Genomic DNA, 15,046 nt, shown 5'->3' on the forward strand with positions numbered 1-15,046 from the left:
CCCATCCGCGATGGACCGGGTACCGACCCGGTCCTACGACGAGACGTCTGCCGATCGGCACCTCCCGCGGAATCACCCGAGGGGGATCCGGTCATCGACCAACGACCCGCTCTACGGGCTGCCGACGCTGTTGTCCTCAGAGTACGCCAGTTGCCAGGTGCCCGGGCCGCCCTGGCCACGCGGGCCGCCCGCCGGCGCGACTTCAGTGCTCGCGGCGACGAAGGCACGCCGGATGCCGCCCGCCACCCACCGTTCCGATCCGGCTCAGCGCACGAGGCGCGCACGCAGCGAGTCGAGAAGCAGACCGACACCGAGTTCGAACGTGCGGTCGGCCCTGGCGGTGCCGCGCTCTGACCCTTCGAGCACCCGACCGAGCGTGCGAGTGCCCTCCCCGGGCTCCCACACCTCGTCCGGCGAAGCCAAGTCGAGACCGAAGCCGATTGCGAAGGCGTCGATGACCGCTATCACCGTGAGCACCTCATCGTCGGGGAAGCCGCCCTCGACGAGCACGGTCGCGAGGTCGTCATAGGCCGCGATCACCGCGGGGTGGGTGATGGTCTTGCCGATCAGCAGAGGCACGAGCGCCGGGTGGTCGGCGTACATGCGCCGTTGCCGCCGGAGCAGTTCGACGAGGAACCGATCCCAGGGTTCGTCGCGCGATTCGACGCGGTAGTCCTCGATGAGCCTGCCGCGCATGAGCTCGATGATGCCGTCCATGCCGTCGACGTGGTTGTACAGAGACGAGGGGCGCACGCCCAGCCTGCGGGCGATCGCATTCACCCCGAAGGGCTCTCCCGCCCTCGACAGCTCGAGGCCGGCCGCGCCGATGATCTCGGGCGACAGAAGGGGACTCGACGGCCTGGGCATCGCACGCTCGCTCTCTGATCCGGTGGGGTGGCGAGAAAGGCCTTCCCCGCAGCATCCCTCCTGTGCATAATAGTGAACATCATTCGTTGACGAACACCATTCGTTTACGGAATCGTGCCACACCCGACGCACTCCGGCATCACCTCCGCGCACATCGACGTGCCCCCTCTCCGTGGGAGATTCATGACCGTCATCGACCTCAGCACCCGAGTCCCGCTTCGCGTGCCCACCGCCACCGCCACCTTCGCGATCGGCATCGCCGGCTACCTCGGCGTCAACCTGTCGCCCTACATGATCACGGCCGCGCAGACCGGTCTCGGCATCGACGTGCTCGCCGCGAGCTGGCTCGTCACCGCGACTCTCCTGCTCACTGCGGTCACCGGCCTCGCCATCGCGCCGCTCTGCGCCGGCGCGCACCGACGCACCGTCGCGCGGGCGGGCCTCTCGATCGCGGCGGTCGGCTTCGCCGCGGCCGCCCTCGTCCCCCCGCTCATGCTTCCGGCGCTCCTCCTCGGTGGCGCGGGCGCCGGCGGTGCCGTCGCGGCATCCGGCGCTGCCCTCGCCGCCTTCCGCAACCCCGACCGCGTCGCGGGTTTCAACGGCCTCGCGAACCGCGGCGTGATCACGATCGTCCTCGCGGTCATCCCCCTCGTCGGCCTGGCCCCGATCGACGTCTTCGGTGCGCTGGCCCTGTTCAGCATCCTTGGTCTCGTCGTCTCGGCGTGGCTGCCGGCGGCACCAGTCGTGGATCCTCGGGCAGCGGCTGCGGTGGCCGAAGCGATGCCGATCGAGGTGCCGCCGACCGGCACGGTCCGACTCTCCCCCGCGCGCTCGCGCACGGTCACGATCGCCGGCTTCGGTCTGCTCGTCGTGTTCGCGCTGTGGGCGGCGAGTGAGGATTCGCTCTGGGCCATGGCCGGCGTCATGGGCGCAGAACAGACGGGGCTGACACCGGAAGGACTCGGCCTTGCGCTCAGCGGAGCGACGGCGGGCGGACTCGTCGGGTCTGTGCTGCTGATGATCGTCGGATCCCGGCTGGGTCGAGCGGTGCCGCTCGCGGTGCTGTTGCTCGCCGGAGGTGTGCTCAAGATCGTCGAGGGATTCACAACCGACCCCACAGCGTTCATCGTCGTCTTCATCGCCTGGAACACCGTGTACGCGATCGCCTTCATGTACTTCGTGTCGACCTCGGCGGCACTCGACGCCGACGGTCGCTGGTCGGGACCGCTCCTCGCCGTCTACCTGGTCGGATCGGCACTCACACCTGTGATCGGCGCCGCGCTCGTGAGCGTTCTCGGGTTCCAGGGATTCGCCGTCGTCCTCGGCATCGCGAGCTTCGTCCTCGCGGTGCCCGCGAGCGCGATCGCCCTCCTCTCCACACGCCTCGAGCGTGCCGCCACGACCGCTCGGGAGTCCCTCTGATGGCCCGCACCCTGTTCCACAACGCCCGCTTCTTCACCGCCGACGACGTCGCTTGGGCCGATGCCGTCGTCGTCGACGGGGAGTCGTTCGCCTTCGTCGGCGCAGCAGCCGACGCGCCTCCTGTCGACGAGACCGTCGACCTCGGTGGCCGCACCGTGCTCCCCGGCTTCACCGATGCGCATACTCACCTGCTGATGATGGGCGAGGCGCTCGGACAGGTGGGCCTCACCGACGCGGGCTCGCTCGCGGAGATCCAGAGCAGACTGAGCCGGGCGCGGCAGAGCGCCGACGGAGAACTGCGCGGACGTGGATGGCTCTTCGACGCGATACCCGGTGGCGTACCGACGGCCGCGATGATCGACGCCGTCGTCTCGGACATCCCGGTCTACCTCGACGCGAACGACTATCACTCCTGCTGGGTGAACTCGGCAGCGCTGAGCGCCCTCGGTATCACCCGCGACACACCGGATCCGATCGGCGGAAGGATCGAAAGGGATGCCGACGGCGAGGCGACCGGGATGCTCTACGAGACCGCGGCGCAGCAGCATGCCTGGGCCCACCGCGACGCGGTGACCACGGACGCGCAGCGGGATGCCGCCGTCGCGCGGGTCGTCGACGCCTACCTCGCGTCGGGGGTGACGGGCGCCGTGGACATGGCGTTCGACCGTCTCGCCCTGGACGCGCTCGGACGAGCGGCGGAGCAGGGCGGGCAGCCGCTGCGGATCGCCGCGCACTGGTTCGTCGCGAATACCGGCGACGACGAGGCCAACGTGGCTCAGGTCGCTGAGGCGACGCGACTCGCCGACACTGACACGACCGGCGTCAGGGTGATCGGCATCAAACTCGTCCTCGACGGCACGATCGACGCGTGCACAGCCGCGATGCGGGCGCCCTACGCCGACGGCACGAACGCGGCTCCGATCTGGCCCTCCGAGCGCCTGCTGCCGGTGGTCGTAGCGGCGGATGCCGCCGGGTTGCAGGTGGCGATGCACGCGATCGGCGACGAGGCGAGCACCCTCGCGCTGGACGCCATCGAGCATGCGATCGCCGTCAACGGCGACCGCCCGCGCCGCCACCGGATCGAGCACCTCGAGTACGCGGCGCCCGGGACGGCCGAGCGGATGGCCCGCCTCGGCGTGACGGCATCCATGCAGCCGGTGCATGCCGACCCGGCGATCTTCGCGAACTGGGCCGCGCAGCTCGGCGACGACCGCGCCGATCGCGCGTTCGCATGGCCGGAGTACGAGGATGCCGGAGCGCTGCTCGCGTTCTCGACCGATGCGCCGACGGCACCGCATGAGGCTCTCGCGAACATGTATGTCGCCGCGACGCGGGCGTCGGCCCTGGACCCGCACGTGTCGGCCGTGCATCCGCAGTTCGCGCTGCCGCTCGATCGCGCGATCGGTCACGCCACCCGCGATGCTGCGGCGTCGATCGGCGACGGCGCCTGGCGCGGTCGCATCGCGGTCGGTCAGGCAGCGGACTTCGCGGTGCTCGACACCGATCCGTTCACGGCAGGCAGCGGTTCCCTGCTCACGGCGCGGGTCGTGCGGACGGTGATCGCCGGACGCACGGCGTACGAGGCCTGAGACGGAGGTGGAGGAGCCCGCGATCAGCTCCGTCAGTTGTCCGGCGTGAGCGCCAGCCGGGTTCCCCATGGGTCGCTCAGCCGCAGCGTACGCCCGTCGTCCTCCGACGGGATGCTGTGGAACGAGAGGCGGTCGGCGAGTTCGTCGATGTCGGAGCGAGTAGGCACGCTCACGCGCACGTCGCCGAGTCCGAGGGAGGCCGCGCGTGGTCCTGCTCCGGCGCTCTGCCAGGTGTTCATGCCGATGTGGTGGTGATATCCGCCCGCGGACACGAACAGCGCCGAGTCGCCGAGGGCAGCGGTGACGTCGAATCCGAGGATGTCGGAGTAGAACCGGCGGGCCGTCGGGATGTCGCCGACCTGCAGGTGCACGTGGCCGATCGTGGCCGTCTGGCCGGCGTCCACGGCATCCGGCGCCAGCCACCGCCGGAGGAACTGATTCGGGTCGAGCGCGAGGGAGTCCATGTGCACCGACCCGTCTGGCGCGACCTGCCACTGCTCCCGAGGACGGTCGTGATAAAGCTCCAGACCGTTGCCTTCGGGGTCGGTGAAGTAGAACGCCTCGCTGACGAGGTGGTCGGCCGACCCCGTGAACGTCTGCGGGGCGCGCTGCGCCACCGAGAGCAGGGCGGCTGCCAACCGTGACTCATCCTGGAACAGGATCGCCGTGTGGTAGAGCCCGGCGGCACGGGGATCGGCCGTCGGAAGGTCCTTCTCCTGGCGCAGCCGCATGATCGGTTCGCCGGCACGACCGAGTGTCGCGGTCGCCCCGGATTGGTCGAGGATGTCGAGGGTCACGGCCTGCTGGTAGTAGCCCGTCATCGCGTCGAGGTCGCGCACCAGCAGCTCGACCGCGTTATGCGCGCGCCATCGGGTGCGGACCCTGCCGTGGCGACGGCCGGGGCGCGCCAGGCGTCGATCGTGCTTGTCATGATCGGCTCCGTTCGGCCCGAGATCGGGCCGTCGTCGAAATTAATTGTCGCTACAAGTAACGTACGATGAGCCCATGGTATTCCGGGTTCCTCGAATGGACGAGCGCGAGTCCGAGGCTTGGCTCGGACTCATCGCCGTGTCTCAGCTGCTTCCCGTCGCGTTGGATTCGCAGCTGCAGAGGGATGCGCACCTGACGCATTTCGAGTTCATGGTGCTGACCTCCCTGCGCTTCGCGCCCGAGAACACTCTGCAGATGAGCGAGCTCGCCGCATCGACGAACGCCACGCTCCCCCGGCTCTCGCACGTGTGCACCCGGCTCGCGACCCGCGGCATCATCGACCGCTTCCCCAGCCCCGAAGACAAGCGCGCGACGAACGTCCGCCTCACCGCCGAGGGGCGACGACAGCTGATCCATGCGATGCCCGGTCACGTAGACACGGCCCGACGGCTCGTGATCGATGCGCTGACGCCCGCACAGCTCGAGTCGCTCGCCGAGATCACGGACGCGATCACCGCGCGCCTCACGGATGGAGAGCATCGCTCCCCTGTACCTCGTTGAATGCTCGGCCGCAGAGCGTCGGTGCGGCACCCGGATGCCGTGAGATCGCGCCATAGGCTGGGACGATGCTCATCGCTCTGATCCGCCCCGTCGAGTCCAGCACCGTCGATGTGATCGGGACAACTCTTGCAGAGGTGCTGGTGGAACTCGAAAAGCACCGCAAGCCCGGGTTTGACCTGACGTCGGCCCCCGTACGGATGCTCAAGGGTGAGGCGAAGATGGAGGCCATGGGCACGTTCAAGCGGGTCGACGGCATCGAGCAGATCGAGGCCGACGACATGGCATCACTCCGGGCGAAGGTGCCCGAGGGCTGGCGGATGCTGACGGTGCGGTCGGCGTAACCGCCGCCGCATCAGAAGACCCCCACCTGACCCGGAGGCCCGATGGGGGTCTTCATCTGAGTTCCAGTCAGCCGCCGGACGGGTTCTCGAGCGGCTTGCCGTCGTCGTCGGTGGTCTCGTCCTCGAGGATCTCCTCGGTGCTCTTCGACGTCGACTCCTCGGGGGCGCCGCCGGAGGCGGTGTCCGCCTCGTCGTCGCCGCCGGATGTTCCGTGCGTGTTCTGCAGATCACTCATTGCATCTCCTCTGTCGGAGAGGCCGACGCTACGCGCGGGTGCCCGATCGGCGGAGGGGGTTGACGGGCGGCGGAATCGGGATGCTGTGGAGATCGAAGCATCTCGGGTATGGAAAAAGCCCCGGAGATCCGCGTGATTCTTGCGATTCTCCGGGGCTTACTGGTCGGGCTGACAGGATTTGAACCTGCGACCCCTTGACCCCCAGGCAGCCCCGACCCGGTTTCCGGGGTAGACGACAGCTCTCGCCTCTTCCCGCCTCTCCCCGTGTTTCCGGGCTTTTTGGCAGGCTCCGGGAGAGGCGACGTGAGCACTCGGGAAGCTACGTCAGGCGTCGTTGGAGCCCTTTCGGAGCCCTTCGCAGCCCTATTGCGCGTTGTTCTGGTCGGCGTCCCACTCTGAAGGCACCCTCGCTGCGAGCCAGGATGTGACGCCCAGCGGTCCCCAGCCAATGGCTTCGAGCCTGGGAAGAGCGCACCACGGCAGAGATGCGCAAGGCGAAGCGTGGCGGAGAGAAGCTGCTCCCGCCCAGCACGGATGGCCTTCTTCTGCGCGAGAACCAGCCCGCGAGGGCGATTGTTCGATTCGCCGCCGACATCAGGTCCCATCGTCAGAAGTTCCTCTGGCAGGACCGCATCCCACTGGGGACCGTCGGTCTGCTCGAGGCCTGGACCGTCAACACAGTCGCAAAGGTGCACAAGCGCCTCGTCACCAACCTCACCAAGGACACCACAGCGGCACCCGCCGCCTGAACTAGGAGCACCACATGTCCATGACCGATCACGAAGCGCACTCGATGCGCGTCGTCGAAGCCCTCCGAGCGGAAGTCGTTGATGCCGCTGCACTGGCGACCGTCTACATGGGGCCAGAGCGCACCCTCACCGACACCGAGCGTGAGGAAGCCCCGGCGAAGCTGCGCCGCGCGGCCGAGACCTTCGCCAACCTTGCCAACCTCATCGAGAAGGACTGAATCATGCCCCAGCAGACCTACGCGCCTGGCGGAACGGTCGCCGTCGCTGACCTCGAAGTCGGCGACCTGATCTTCGCCCGACACAACCTCCAGACCAAGGAGCCGAGCCACCCGGTCGAGGTCGTCCGACTGCAACCATCTGCCGCCACGTTCTCGCCCCCGATGGTCCGCGTCGTCGTCCGCAACCTGCTCGGCGTGACCCTGCCCGCTTGGGCCATCGGGCGCTCGGGCTACCTGGCCCTGGACAAGACCTTCTTCCGCGCCGTGCCCGAGGCTCCAGAGGAGTGATCCCCGTGCACCGCCCGTTCCCTCCGCGGAAGACGCTCGGCACGCAATACAACCTGCGCCCCGCAACGGGTCCCGTCGAGGCTCAGCGCCTCCAACCCGGCGACGTGATCGTGATCGATGACGAGTGCCCCGTCTTCATCGTCTCGATCAACCGCAAGCACGGCCGCATCCGCGTCTGGGGGAAGTTCATCTGGCAGACCCAGCGCGAGCTGCATTGGAAGGCCGGCACCTTCGACTACACACAGCGACTCGCCCGCGCCCTCCCCGGCGAGTATCCCGACTCGCGCCGTCACACCCGCTGATTCCGCCCCCACCAAGGAGCACGACATGGCACACATCACCACCAAGGAGACGTCGAAGGGCACCGCCTACACGGTGCACTGGCGCCCACAATCGGGCACTTTCCGGAAGAAGGTCTTCTACGTGAAGCGCGAGGCCGAACGTCATCGCGACAAGATCGAGCACGAGCTTGCAGACGGCAACTCGACCGAGCACCTTTCCGGCCGGTCGAAGACCTTCCGGCAGGCTGCGGAAGCGATGATCGCTGCGAGCGCTCACCTCAAGCAGAAGACTCTCGACGGGTACGAGATCGCACTGCGCGTGCACGCATATCCCGCGTTCGAAAACCGGCGCATCTCGACCTTGAAGGCCGCGGACATCGACGGCTGGCTCGCGGACGTCCGAACTAAGCCGAAGGCGGACGGTGAGCAGCGCACGGAGACGAGCGTCCTCGGGACGTACAAGGTGGTGCGCAAGGTGTTCTCCTACGCCTACGCCCACCGGCTGATCCCGTTCAACCCCTGTATCGCCGTCACGAAGCCGAAGGCCGACACCGCTGAGGCGCGCTTCCTCTCGGTGGAAGAGGTAAACCGTCTCGCCGCCGAACTAACGGCCCAGCCGCCGTACGACCTGCTGGTGCGGTTCGGCGCTCTGACCGGGCTGCGCATTGGCGAGGTAGCAGCACTACGCATCCGGGACATCGACCTGCGTCGGGGTGAGGTGCAGGTGCGCCGGAACATGACGCATACCAGCAAGGGCTACGTCCTCGGCACCCCGAAGACCGCGCGGGCCGTGCGAGACGTGCCGATCCTGGACGAGACACTGTTCCACGACCTGGGCGTGTACCTGCGCCAGCACCCGCACCGCGACGACCTGGAGGCGGGATTGTGGCCGGGGAAGGTACCAGGACACAACAAGCTCAGCTATGAGCACACCTTCGACCCCAAGGGCTTCTATCGCTACACGTTCAAGCCTGCCGCTACCCGCGCTGGACTCGACGGCCTGCACTTCCACGAGCTTCGCCACACCTTCGCCACGCTGGCGCTAGAGTCCCGCGCGCTTGACATGCACGAGCTATCCCGGGCGATGGGCCATGCCAGCTACGCCATCACCGACGGGGTCTACGCCCACGTCCGCCCTCGCGACTTCAGCGCACACCGAGCTGCATTCTCGGCACACATCTCGGCTGGGACTTCGCCTGCGCCAGTGCGCCAGATCGGAGGCTAGAGCGTCGGGTCAGCAGTCGACCACGGCCCATAAATCGTCTTCCTGGACCGGATGTAGCGGTGGGTCATGTCCCACCAGCCAACGAAGACGACGATCGCGACCAAGATCATGACTAGTCCAGCGAGAACGAGCTCCTTGCTCCAAACGACGACTCCGGCCGAGGCGAGATTGACACAACCAGCCGCGATGAGCGCCAGCCAGAACTCACGTCGTGTTCCGCCTTCGGCCTGGCTCAGCGAGCCAAGTCGCGGCCTCTGGATGTTTCTCGGATCTGCTCGGTACTCGTATGCAATCCGCGCTCGCTCACACAACAGGCGGATCGCGCGCCGAATAGGGATCGCGACGACCACGAGCGAAGCGAGGAAAGCCAGCACGACCGACCACCACTCAGGCGAGTTCCGCGTCCAGAGGAAGAACTGCGCGACGCCGACAAACAGAAGCCACACAGGCATGAGGAATCGCCAGCCCGGCACGAGCATCCCCGCAACGATGCTGGCTGACACCTCTACGTGCAGCTCTCGCAAAAATGCCGCCCGCGATTCATCAGGCTCATCGTTCAGCGCCTCGCGGATCCACTTCTCCCGACGCCGGAGCAGAGATGGTAGCGCGGCTTGTGTCAGAGCGGTGACCACGGCGACTGTCGCAGTGAGAACGCCCAGCACCTTGGCAACGGAGTCCAGCGCTTCGGCGATGTCGAGAGGCGGCGTGGTCACGCCATCATCCTGGCAGAGGCTGTGGACAACTGGAGTCCTTTTGGAGCCCTTGGCGTTTCCCGGACATGCAGAAGGCCCGGAGACTCCTGCGAGTTTCCGGGCCTTTCTCGGTCGGGCTGACAGGATTTGAACCTGCGACCCCTTGACCCCCAGTCAAGTGCGCTACCAAGCTGCGCCACAGCCCGTTGTTCTGCACTCTCGCGCAGGCAACTCCCCTATCTTAGCCCCACTCGCGCGTGCTCCGCGAACCGAGCGCCCGCCGGGCGTTGCGGGGTGTCGGACGCCCGGCGTACGGTCGCATGCATGGTGACGATCACGACTGAGGTGGCGACGGCCGCCCGATGGGATGACGTGCAGCATGCGCTCACCGGCGGCGGCGACGGTGCGAGCTGTCAGTGCATCTGGCCGATGCTGACGAACAAGGATTGGCATGAGACGACGACTCCGCAGCGAACGGAGATGCTCCGCGACGAGATCGCCGAGGGTCCGCCTCCTGGCCTGATCGCCTATGTCGACGGCGAGGCCGCGGGGTGGATCCGCATCGGACCGCGCTCGATGCAGGCGCGGATTCCGCGCACCCGCATGATCGCCGCCGCCACGGCCGAGCCGTTCGACGACGATTCGGTCTGGGCGGTGACGTGTTTCGTCGTCCGCCGCGAGCATCGAGGGGCAGGACTCAACCACGAGCTGCTGCGCGCCGCAGTCGATTTCGCGCGTACATCCGGAGCGCGGCTCATAGAGGGCTACCCGGTCGACACCCGAGGCGAGAAGAAGCGCACCAACGATCTGTTCCACGGCACGCTGGGCACATTCCTGGCGGCGGGATTCGGGGAGCAGACCGCGATGAAGCCCGGTCGCACGCTCGTCACGCTGGAGCTGACGGCGTGAGCGACGACTAGCGTGGGAGCATGAGCGAAGAGCATCCGACCATCGACGACCCCGAGCTCGGCACCCTCACCCGCGCGACGACCGAGCTCACCGACGGCACGGTCCTCACTCACGACTGGTATGCCGGCGGAACCGTCGTTCAGGGCGCGCCCCTCGACCTCATGATCGAGGGCACGAACTCGGACGAGGCGAGCGCGCTGCTCCCCCACGTCCACGAGACCGTCGCCGCTCTCGCGGTTCTCCGACGCCTCGCCTCCGACGCCATCGTCACGGCGTTCAGCACAGGGACGCCGGAGCAGCACGAGCTCGACGACGCCGCCTCCGATCTCACCCTCGAGACCCTCGAGGCATCCGCCGACGGAACCATCGTGTTGCACTTCATCGACTCGTGCGGCGAGCACTTCCCCGAGGGTTACTGGCCCGCAGTGCATCTCGGCACCGACGGCCAGATCACACAGGTGACCGTCGAGTCCTGACAGCAGGCGTCTGCATCACCCGCCATACGATGGGTGGATGCAACGCCGCTCGTCCGCCCCGCCCCTGTGGTCCTTCATCCCGTACATCACGGTATCGGCGATCCATGTGGCGTTGCTCGCTCTCGAGAGCCCGGCGGCAGGCCCGAGCAAGTTCCTGCTGATGCCGCTGCTCGCGATCCCCGTGCTCGTATCGGTGCGCATGATCCGCTCACCTGCCGCTCTGGCGCTGCTCCTCGCGGCCGTCGCGTTCTCCTGGCTCGGCGACAGCGCGGGAGCGCTTTTCCCCGATGCTCCCGAAGTGCCGCTCATGCTCCTCTTCTTCGGCATCGCACACCTGGCATACATCGCCCTCTTCGTCCGATACCTCGGCCGGGGACGGATGCCGTGGTGGGCTCTCGTCTACGCCGCATGGTGGGTCGCGATGCTGGCCCTTCTCGGCCCGCACGCAGGAGCACTGCTCATCGCCGTCGCGGTCTATGGGCTCGTCCTGGGCGCGACCGCCGCGTTCTCGACCCGGTGTCGCCCACTCGTCGCCGTCGGCGGTGCGTTGTTCCTCGCGAGCGATACGCTGCTGGCGCTCCGCCTCTTCCTCCCCGACTCGCTCCCCGCCTGGAGCAACCCCGCGATCATGGCGACCTATACGATCGGGCAGGGACTGATCATCGCGGGCGCGCTGATCGCACTGAGAAAGCGAGATGCCTGATGGCTGATGCCGCACGGGTCGACAGCTGGCTCTGGGCGATCCGCGTCTATAAGACGCGTTCCGCCGCGACGACTGCATGCCGTGCGGGGCATGTACGTGTCAACGGCGAGAAGGTCAAGGCCGCGCAGCACATCCGGATCGGCGACGAACTGCGCGTGCGCATCGCGGGTTTCGACCGGATCCTCTTCGTCCGCCAGTTGCTCGTCAAGCGCGTCGGGGCTCCACTCGCCGCGTTGGCGTACGAGGACCGCACTCCGGAACGCGAGCCGCAGGCGGCGCTGGGACTGCGCGATCGAGGGGCGGGCAGGCCCACGAAACGCGAGCGACGGGACATCGACCGGCTGCGCGGGCGCAGCGCGGAGGATGACGGTATATTCCACGGCTAGCCCTGTGTCAGTTCGAACATATCTTCTAAACTGGAGGCATGGCTCAGCGCACCGATCTCGACCTCGATCTCGAGGAGCGCTGTCGCCTGCTCGATGAGTGGGTCGACACGCGGCGTCGGATCGCTGCCCTCGAGGCCGAGTCCTACGCGCTCCTCGTCGAACGCATCGGCGTGCACAACCGTGACGTCACCGAGAGCCCACACCACCGCGATGCGATCTATCGCTCGATGATCGCGGAGTACTCCGCAGCCGGGCACATTCCCAAGGGCTCGATCGAGTACGCATTCACCGACGCCCGCACCCTGTCACTGTCATTGCCTGCCGTCTTCGCATCCTTCGCCGCCGGCTCGATCACTGCGCACCATGTCCGTGAGATCGTGCGAGCCAGTGAGATCGTCGACGACGCCATCCGCGACGGACGCGTGGAAGCCGCGACCATGGGCCTCTACGAGTCCGCAGTGCTCGTGATCGCCGAGCACGACACCGCGTCGCGCACGAAGTCCCACGCTCGAAAGGTCGCGGCCGGCCTCGTAGGCGAGACCGTCGTCGAGACTCAGCGCCGGGCGGAAGCCGAACGCTGCGTCAGCGTCAGGTCCGTCGGCGATGGCCTGGCTGCCCTCACGGCGATTCTGCCCGAGTGGGTCGCCGTGGCGATCTCCGATCGACTCACACAGATGGCACGACACATCGATCGCACTCGCGACGAGCGAGAGCCGATCCTCGACCCGCTGGAAGACACCGAGAACTCGTTGCGCCTCTCCGACCTCTCCCCCGATGATCCGCGATACGACGCGTACTTCAAAGCCGGAGTCATCGCTGCCGACGGCACCTTCGTCCTCGATCCGCTCGCTGGTCTGATCGACCCGATGACCGATCCTTCCAGCCCCGACATCGAGCATCTCTCCCGCGACACCCGCACGTTCGACCAGATCCGCGCAGATGTCCTCGCCGACCTGCTGCTCGCCGCCGACCCGAGTGAAGCGAACGGCACCGGGCTCGAGAACATCTCGGCCCGCATCCAGGTCACGGTCGCCGCGAGCACTCTCACCGGAGACGACGATCGACCGGCCGAACTCGACGGCCACGGGCCACTCGATCCCGATGTCGCCCGCGGGCTCGCGGGGCGTTGCACGGGATGGGCGCGCCTGTTCCTCGACGCGGCGGGGCTGGTCACCGAAACCGACGCATACTCCCCCACAGAGCAGATGAAGCGGTTCCTCCGAGCGCGGGATGAGCACTGCAGGTTCCCTGGGTGCAGGATGCCGGTGCACCGATGCGAGATCGACCACAACCACGACCATGCGCGCGGCGGGCGGACACGCGTCGACAATCTCAGCCACTTCTGCACCACACACCACTCGCTCAAGCACCCCGACATCGATGAACGCTACCGATGGACCGCCCGGCAGACCTCCGATGGGACGGTCACCTGGACGAGTCCGCTCGGCCGCAGATACTCCGACCCACCCCGTCGACGAGTCATGTTCGTCTGACATGTTCGTCTGACATTCACGACGAACGGCGCGACTCTCTCCGCGGCAGGCCGGGGGCGCCAGAACGCGCGGACGCACAGCCGCACAGCCGCACAGACGCACAGACGCACAGACGCACAGCCGCACAGGCCCACGGCGCTTCGCTGCCCTGCCTCGACTCAGTTCGCCGAGGGCGCGGTCGCTTTCATCACGATGTAGAAGGCCGCAATGAGTGCCGCCGCTATGAGGAAGATCACGACGAAGGCCACGACGGCTCCGATCACGAACACGATCATGAAGAGCGCGTTGAGCGCGGCGATGATCGCTGCGGCTCTCAGCGCACGACGGGTCACCGATCCGGGGGCAGCTGCATCGCGCGGTCCACCGCGGGAGCTCAGAACATCCCACGCACGGGCGCGGGTCGCGCGGACGATGGTTACCACGAGCAGCACCACCGAGATCCAGAAGGCGCTGAAGGCGATCGCATTGCCGAAAGGGAAGAACAGGAAACGCAGAGGGAAGTAGCTGTCACCACCGAACATGGCCAGGTGCACCGCGACCGTTCCGCTGATCGCGGCGCCGACGCCGATCGCATCGCCCACACGATCCGCAGCCGACGGCGGAACCCGATTCCGGCTCATGGCGCCGCGTCGAGGGTGCCGAGCAGCCATCCTGCGGACTGCACCTGCGACGCCCCGGCCGCGAAGACTCGATCCTGCAGCTCGCGATCGCTCGTCACGGCCACGACGCGTTGGCCCGCGCGAACTCGACGCTCGACCTCGGCGACGATCGTGTCGTCACCGGCGGCATCCGCCTCGACCACCGACACCACACCGGACGGAAGCAGCGGGGCGGACTCGTCCGTCTCCGGTGCCGAGATCCCACGAGCGCGACCCTCGACCACGAGCGCGATCTCCGGGAACCAGGTCGTTCCGCCGATGCCGAGGCCAGACGCCGGCACGGCGAGCCCGTCCAGACGCGAGGCGAGGCGCGTCGCGGCACCGGCACGGTCCTTCCACCATCCGTCCGGCACGGAACCGACGACGTTGGCACCATCCACGACAAGGGACGGCCGCACGTCGAGCAGTTCCCGCAGCGTAGGCCAGGCGCTGCCGAACCCCGGATGCAGGGGACGTGAATCGACCTCGTCCACCGGTACCCATTCGAGAGCCACGCTCTCGGGATCGCTGATCACCGGCTCGAACGGCCGTACCACGTCGGCGATCACGGTCGTGTACGACCAGACATCCAGATCGAGCACGCTCGTGAAGCGCGGGCGGACCGAGCCGTCCGGCACGCCTGCTTCCTCCTGCGCCTCGCGCACTGCGCCCACGATCGCGCTCTCCCCCGCGTGCAGAGCACCGCCCGGCAGACCCCAGGTTCCGCCGAAATGGCTCCAGGAGACCCGGTGCTGCAGAAGGATCCCGCGCTCGTGGTCGAACGCGAGCAGCCCGGCCGCACCGAAGCGCCCCCAGTACTTCTCCCCCGACGGCGCGATCACCCAGGCATCACCAGGGTTCCGCGGCCCGTCCGGGCGACGAGGTTCACCGGCAGCGGGAGGTACGACAGTCACCCCTTCAGCCTGTCACAGCATCCGGGTATCGGCATCCGCGCGGGTCATATGCGGGAACAGCCGCCCTGGCGGACGGCAGTTCCGGAGCACTCGCATCGACGCCCGGCAGACACAACTGTGCCCGCGCGA

The 15,046-nt window shown here is 67.7% G+C and carries 20 protein-coding genes and 1 tRNA gene; 14 read left to right on the top strand and 7 right to left on the bottom strand.

Annotation, left to right across the window (positions count from 1 at the left end; genetic code table 11):
- Positions 1-264: 264 nt before the first annotated feature.
- Positions 265-867, bottom strand: a complete 603-nt coding sequence (locus MRBLWH13_RS08925; RefSeq protein ID WP_341954365.1) for a TetR/AcrR family transcriptional regulator C-terminal domain-containing protein — start codon at positions 865-867, stop codon at positions 265-267.
- Positions 868-1,050: 183 nt separating this feature from the next.
- Here MRBLWH13_RS08925 and MRBLWH13_RS08930 point away from each other — a divergent pair, with 183 nt between their 5' ends.
- Positions 1,051-2,289 (top strand): MFS transporter, encoded by a 1,239-nt coding sequence (locus MRBLWH13_RS08930; protein ID WP_341954367.1) that lies wholly within the window; start codon positions 1,051-1,053, stop codon positions 2,287-2,289.
- Entirely contained in the window at positions 2,289-3,878 is a 1,590-nt protein-coding gene (locus tag MRBLWH13_RS08935; protein ID WP_341954369.1) for an amidohydrolase, read from the top strand. The genes MRBLWH13_RS08930 and MRBLWH13_RS08935 overlap by 1 nt, the downstream gene beginning before the upstream one ends.
- 32 nt (positions 3,879-3,910) lie before the next feature.
- Here the strand turns inward: MRBLWH13_RS08935 and MRBLWH13_RS08940 are convergent, their stop codons facing one another.
- A complete protein-coding gene (locus tag MRBLWH13_RS08940) occupies positions 3,911-4,717 on the bottom strand; it encodes a VOC family protein (RefSeq protein WP_341954371.1) in 807 nt (268 codons plus the stop codon).
- Between the two features lie 166 nt (positions 4,718-4,883).
- Here MRBLWH13_RS08940 and MRBLWH13_RS08945 point away from each other — a divergent pair, with 166 nt between their 5' ends.
- Positions 4,884-5,369: a MarR family transcriptional regulator gene (locus MRBLWH13_RS08945; protein ID WP_341954374.1), complete on the top strand. Its 486-nt coding sequence runs from the start codon at positions 4,884-4,886 to the stop codon at positions 5,367-5,369.
- A 65-nt stretch (positions 5,370-5,434) separates the two neighbouring features.
- Complete coding sequence (locus MRBLWH13_RS08950; protein WP_341954376.1) at positions 5,435-5,710, top strand: hypothetical protein; 276 nt, start codon at positions 5,435-5,437, stop codon at positions 5,708-5,710.
- A gap of 67 nt (positions 5,711-5,777) precedes the next feature.
- On the opposite strand, the gene MRBLWH13_RS08955 is transcribed toward MRBLWH13_RS08950, so the two are convergent.
- Complete coding sequence (locus MRBLWH13_RS08955) at positions 5,778-5,945, bottom strand: hypothetical protein (RefSeq protein ID WP_164481734.1); 168 nt, start codon at positions 5,943-5,945, stop codon at positions 5,778-5,780.
- Positions 5,946-6,430: 485 nt separating this feature from the next.
- Between MRBLWH13_RS08955 and MRBLWH13_RS08960 the strand changes: the two genes are divergently transcribed.
- The 5 genes from MRBLWH13_RS08960 to MRBLWH13_RS08980 are packed head-to-tail and all read left to right on the top strand — an operon-like array spanning position 6,431 to position 8,706.
- Positions 6,431-6,694, top strand: a complete 264-nt coding sequence (locus MRBLWH13_RS08960; RefSeq protein ID WP_341954379.1) for a hypothetical protein — start codon at positions 6,431-6,433, stop codon at positions 6,692-6,694.
- Between the two features lie 14 nt (positions 6,695-6,708).
- On the top strand, positions 6,709-6,912 hold the full coding sequence (locus MRBLWH13_RS08965) for a hypothetical protein (RefSeq protein WP_341954381.1): 204 nt from the start codon (positions 6,709-6,711) through the stop codon (positions 6,910-6,912).
- A gap of 3 nt (positions 6,913-6,915) precedes the next feature.
- Positions 6,916-7,200, top strand: coding sequence for a hypothetical protein (locus MRBLWH13_RS08970; protein ID WP_341954383.1), 285 nt, complete (start codon positions 6,916-6,918; stop codon positions 7,198-7,200).
- The gene (locus tag MRBLWH13_RS08975) at positions 7,197-7,502 is read left to right on the top strand and encodes a hypothetical protein (RefSeq protein ID WP_341954385.1); all 306 of its coding nucleotides are present in this window, start codon (positions 7,197-7,199) and stop codon (positions 7,500-7,502) included. The genes MRBLWH13_RS08970 and MRBLWH13_RS08975 overlap by 4 nt, the downstream gene beginning before the upstream one ends.
- A 25-nt stretch (positions 7,503-7,527) precedes the next feature.
- Positions 7,528-8,706, top strand: coding sequence for a site-specific integrase (locus MRBLWH13_RS08980; protein WP_341954387.1), 1,179 nt, complete (start codon positions 7,528-7,530; stop codon positions 8,704-8,706).
- On the opposite strand, the gene MRBLWH13_RS08985 is transcribed toward MRBLWH13_RS08980, so the two are convergent.
- Both MRBLWH13_RS08985 and MRBLWH13_RS08990 read right to left on the bottom strand, forming a co-directional pair.
- Complete coding sequence (locus tag MRBLWH13_RS08985; protein ID WP_341954389.1) at positions 8,703-9,419, bottom strand: hypothetical protein; 717 nt, start codon at positions 9,417-9,419, stop codon at positions 8,703-8,705. The genes MRBLWH13_RS08980 and MRBLWH13_RS08985 overlap by 4 nt on opposite strands.
- Positions 9,420-9,530: 111 nt before the next feature.
- Positions 9,531-9,604 (bottom strand) — tRNA-Pro (locus tag MRBLWH13_RS08990).
- Between the two features lie 118 nt (positions 9,605-9,722).
- Between MRBLWH13_RS08990 and MRBLWH13_RS08995 the strand changes: the two genes are divergently transcribed.
- From MRBLWH13_RS08995 to MRBLWH13_RS09015, 5 genes are read left to right on the top strand one after another with little or no spacing between them, the layout of a single operon-like run.
- On the top strand, positions 9,723-10,307 hold the full coding sequence (locus MRBLWH13_RS08995) for a GNAT family N-acetyltransferase (protein ID WP_341954391.1): 585 nt from the start codon (positions 9,723-9,725) through the stop codon (positions 10,305-10,307).
- 20 nt (positions 10,308-10,327) lie between these two features.
- Positions 10,328-10,783 carry a hypothetical protein gene (locus MRBLWH13_RS09000; protein ID WP_341954393.1) on the top strand — a complete coding sequence of 152 codons (456 nt, stop codon included), beginning with the start codon at positions 10,328-10,330 and terminating at the stop codon, positions 10,781-10,783.
- Between the two features lie 37 nt (positions 10,784-10,820).
- Positions 10,821-11,486, top strand: coding sequence for a lysoplasmalogenase (locus tag MRBLWH13_RS09005; protein ID WP_341954395.1), 666 nt, complete (start codon positions 10,821-10,823; stop codon positions 11,484-11,486).
- Entirely contained in the window at positions 11,486-11,872 is a 387-nt protein-coding gene (locus MRBLWH13_RS09010) for an RNA-binding S4 domain-containing protein (protein WP_341954397.1), read from the top strand. Before MRBLWH13_RS09005 ends, MRBLWH13_RS09010 begins: the two co-directional genes overlap by 1 nt.
- Positions 11,873-11,910: 38 nt before the next feature.
- The gene (locus MRBLWH13_RS09015) at positions 11,911-13,365 is read left to right on the top strand and encodes a DUF222 domain-containing protein (protein WP_341954400.1); all 1,455 of its coding nucleotides are present in this window, start codon (positions 11,911-11,913) and stop codon (positions 13,363-13,365) included.
- 158 nt (positions 13,366-13,523) lie between these two features.
- Here MRBLWH13_RS09015 and MRBLWH13_RS09020 read toward each other — a convergent pair whose 3' ends face one another.
- Both MRBLWH13_RS09020 and MRBLWH13_RS09025 read right to left on the bottom strand, forming a co-directional pair.
- Positions 13,524-13,985 (bottom strand): hypothetical protein, encoded by a 462-nt coding sequence (locus tag MRBLWH13_RS09020; RefSeq protein ID WP_341954402.1) that lies wholly within the window; start codon positions 13,983-13,985, stop codon positions 13,524-13,526.
- Complete coding sequence (locus MRBLWH13_RS09025; protein WP_341954404.1) at positions 13,982-14,917, bottom strand: NUDIX domain-containing protein; 936 nt, start codon at positions 14,915-14,917, stop codon at positions 13,982-13,984. Before MRBLWH13_RS09025 ends, MRBLWH13_RS09020 begins: the two co-directional genes overlap by 4 nt.
- Positions 14,918-15,046 lie beyond the last annotated feature (129 nt).

It is taken from the genome of Microbacterium sp. LWH13-1.2, assembly GCF_038397735.1.
In the GTDB taxonomy this organism is placed as follows: Bacteria; Actinomycetota; Actinomycetes; order Actinomycetales; family Microbacteriaceae; genus Microbacterium.

Bases quoted from the DNA above. Each gene is read 5' to 3' on its own strand.
- MRBLWH13_RS08930 (WP_341954367.1), top strand. From the start codon at position 1,051: ATGACCGTCATCGACCTCAGCACCCGAGTCCCGCTTCGCGTGCCCACC.
- MRBLWH13_RS08935 (WP_341954369.1), top strand. From the start codon at position 2,289: ATGGCCCGCACCCTGTTCCACAACGCCCGCTTCTTCACCGCCGACGAC.
- MRBLWH13_RS08925 (WP_341954365.1), bottom strand. From the start codon at position 867: ATGCCCAGGCCGTCGAGTCCCCTTCTGTCGCCCGAGATCATCGGCGCG.
- MRBLWH13_RS08980 (WP_341954387.1), top strand. From the start codon at position 7,528: ATGGCACACATCACCACCAAGGAGACGTCGAAGGGCACCGCCTACACG.
- MRBLWH13_RS08950 (WP_341954376.1), top strand. From the start codon at position 5,435: ATGCTCATCGCTCTGATCCGCCCCGTCGAGTCCAGCACCGTCGATGTG.
- MRBLWH13_RS09010 (WP_341954397.1), top strand. From the start codon at position 11,486: ATGGCTGATGCCGCACGGGTCGACAGCTGGCTCTGGGCGATCCGCGTC.
- MRBLWH13_RS08970 (WP_341954383.1), top strand. From the start codon at position 6,916: ATGCCCCAGCAGACCTACGCGCCTGGCGGAACGGTCGCCGTCGCTGAC.
- MRBLWH13_RS08960 (WP_341954379.1), top strand. From the start codon at position 6,431: ATGCGCAAGGCGAAGCGTGGCGGAGAGAAGCTGCTCCCGCCCAGCACG.
- MRBLWH13_RS09000 (WP_341954393.1), top strand. From the start codon at position 10,328: ATGAGCGAAGAGCATCCGACCATCGACGACCCCGAGCTCGGCACCCTC.
- MRBLWH13_RS08945 (WP_341954374.1), top strand. From the start codon at position 4,884: ATGGTATTCCGGGTTCCTCGAATGGACGAGCGCGAGTCCGAGGCTTGG.
- MRBLWH13_RS08965 (WP_341954381.1), top strand. From the start codon at position 6,709: ATGTCCATGACCGATCACGAAGCGCACTCGATGCGCGTCGTCGAAGCC.
- MRBLWH13_RS09015 (WP_341954400.1), top strand. From the start codon at position 11,911: ATGGCTCAGCGCACCGATCTCGACCTCGATCTCGAGGAGCGCTGTCGC.
- MRBLWH13_RS09005 (WP_341954395.1), top strand. From the start codon at position 10,821: ATGCAACGCCGCTCGTCCGCCCCGCCCCTGTGGTCCTTCATCCCGTAC.
- MRBLWH13_RS08955 (WP_164481734.1), bottom strand. From the start codon at position 5,945: ATGAGTGATCTGCAGAACACGCACGGAACATCCGGCGGCGACGACGAG.
- MRBLWH13_RS08995 (WP_341954391.1), top strand. From the start codon at position 9,723: ATGGTGACGATCACGACTGAGGTGGCGACGGCCGCCCGATGGGATGAC.
- MRBLWH13_RS09020 (WP_341954402.1), bottom strand. From the start codon at position 13,985: ATGAGCCGGAATCGGGTTCCGCCGTCGGCTGCGGATCGTGTGGGCGAT.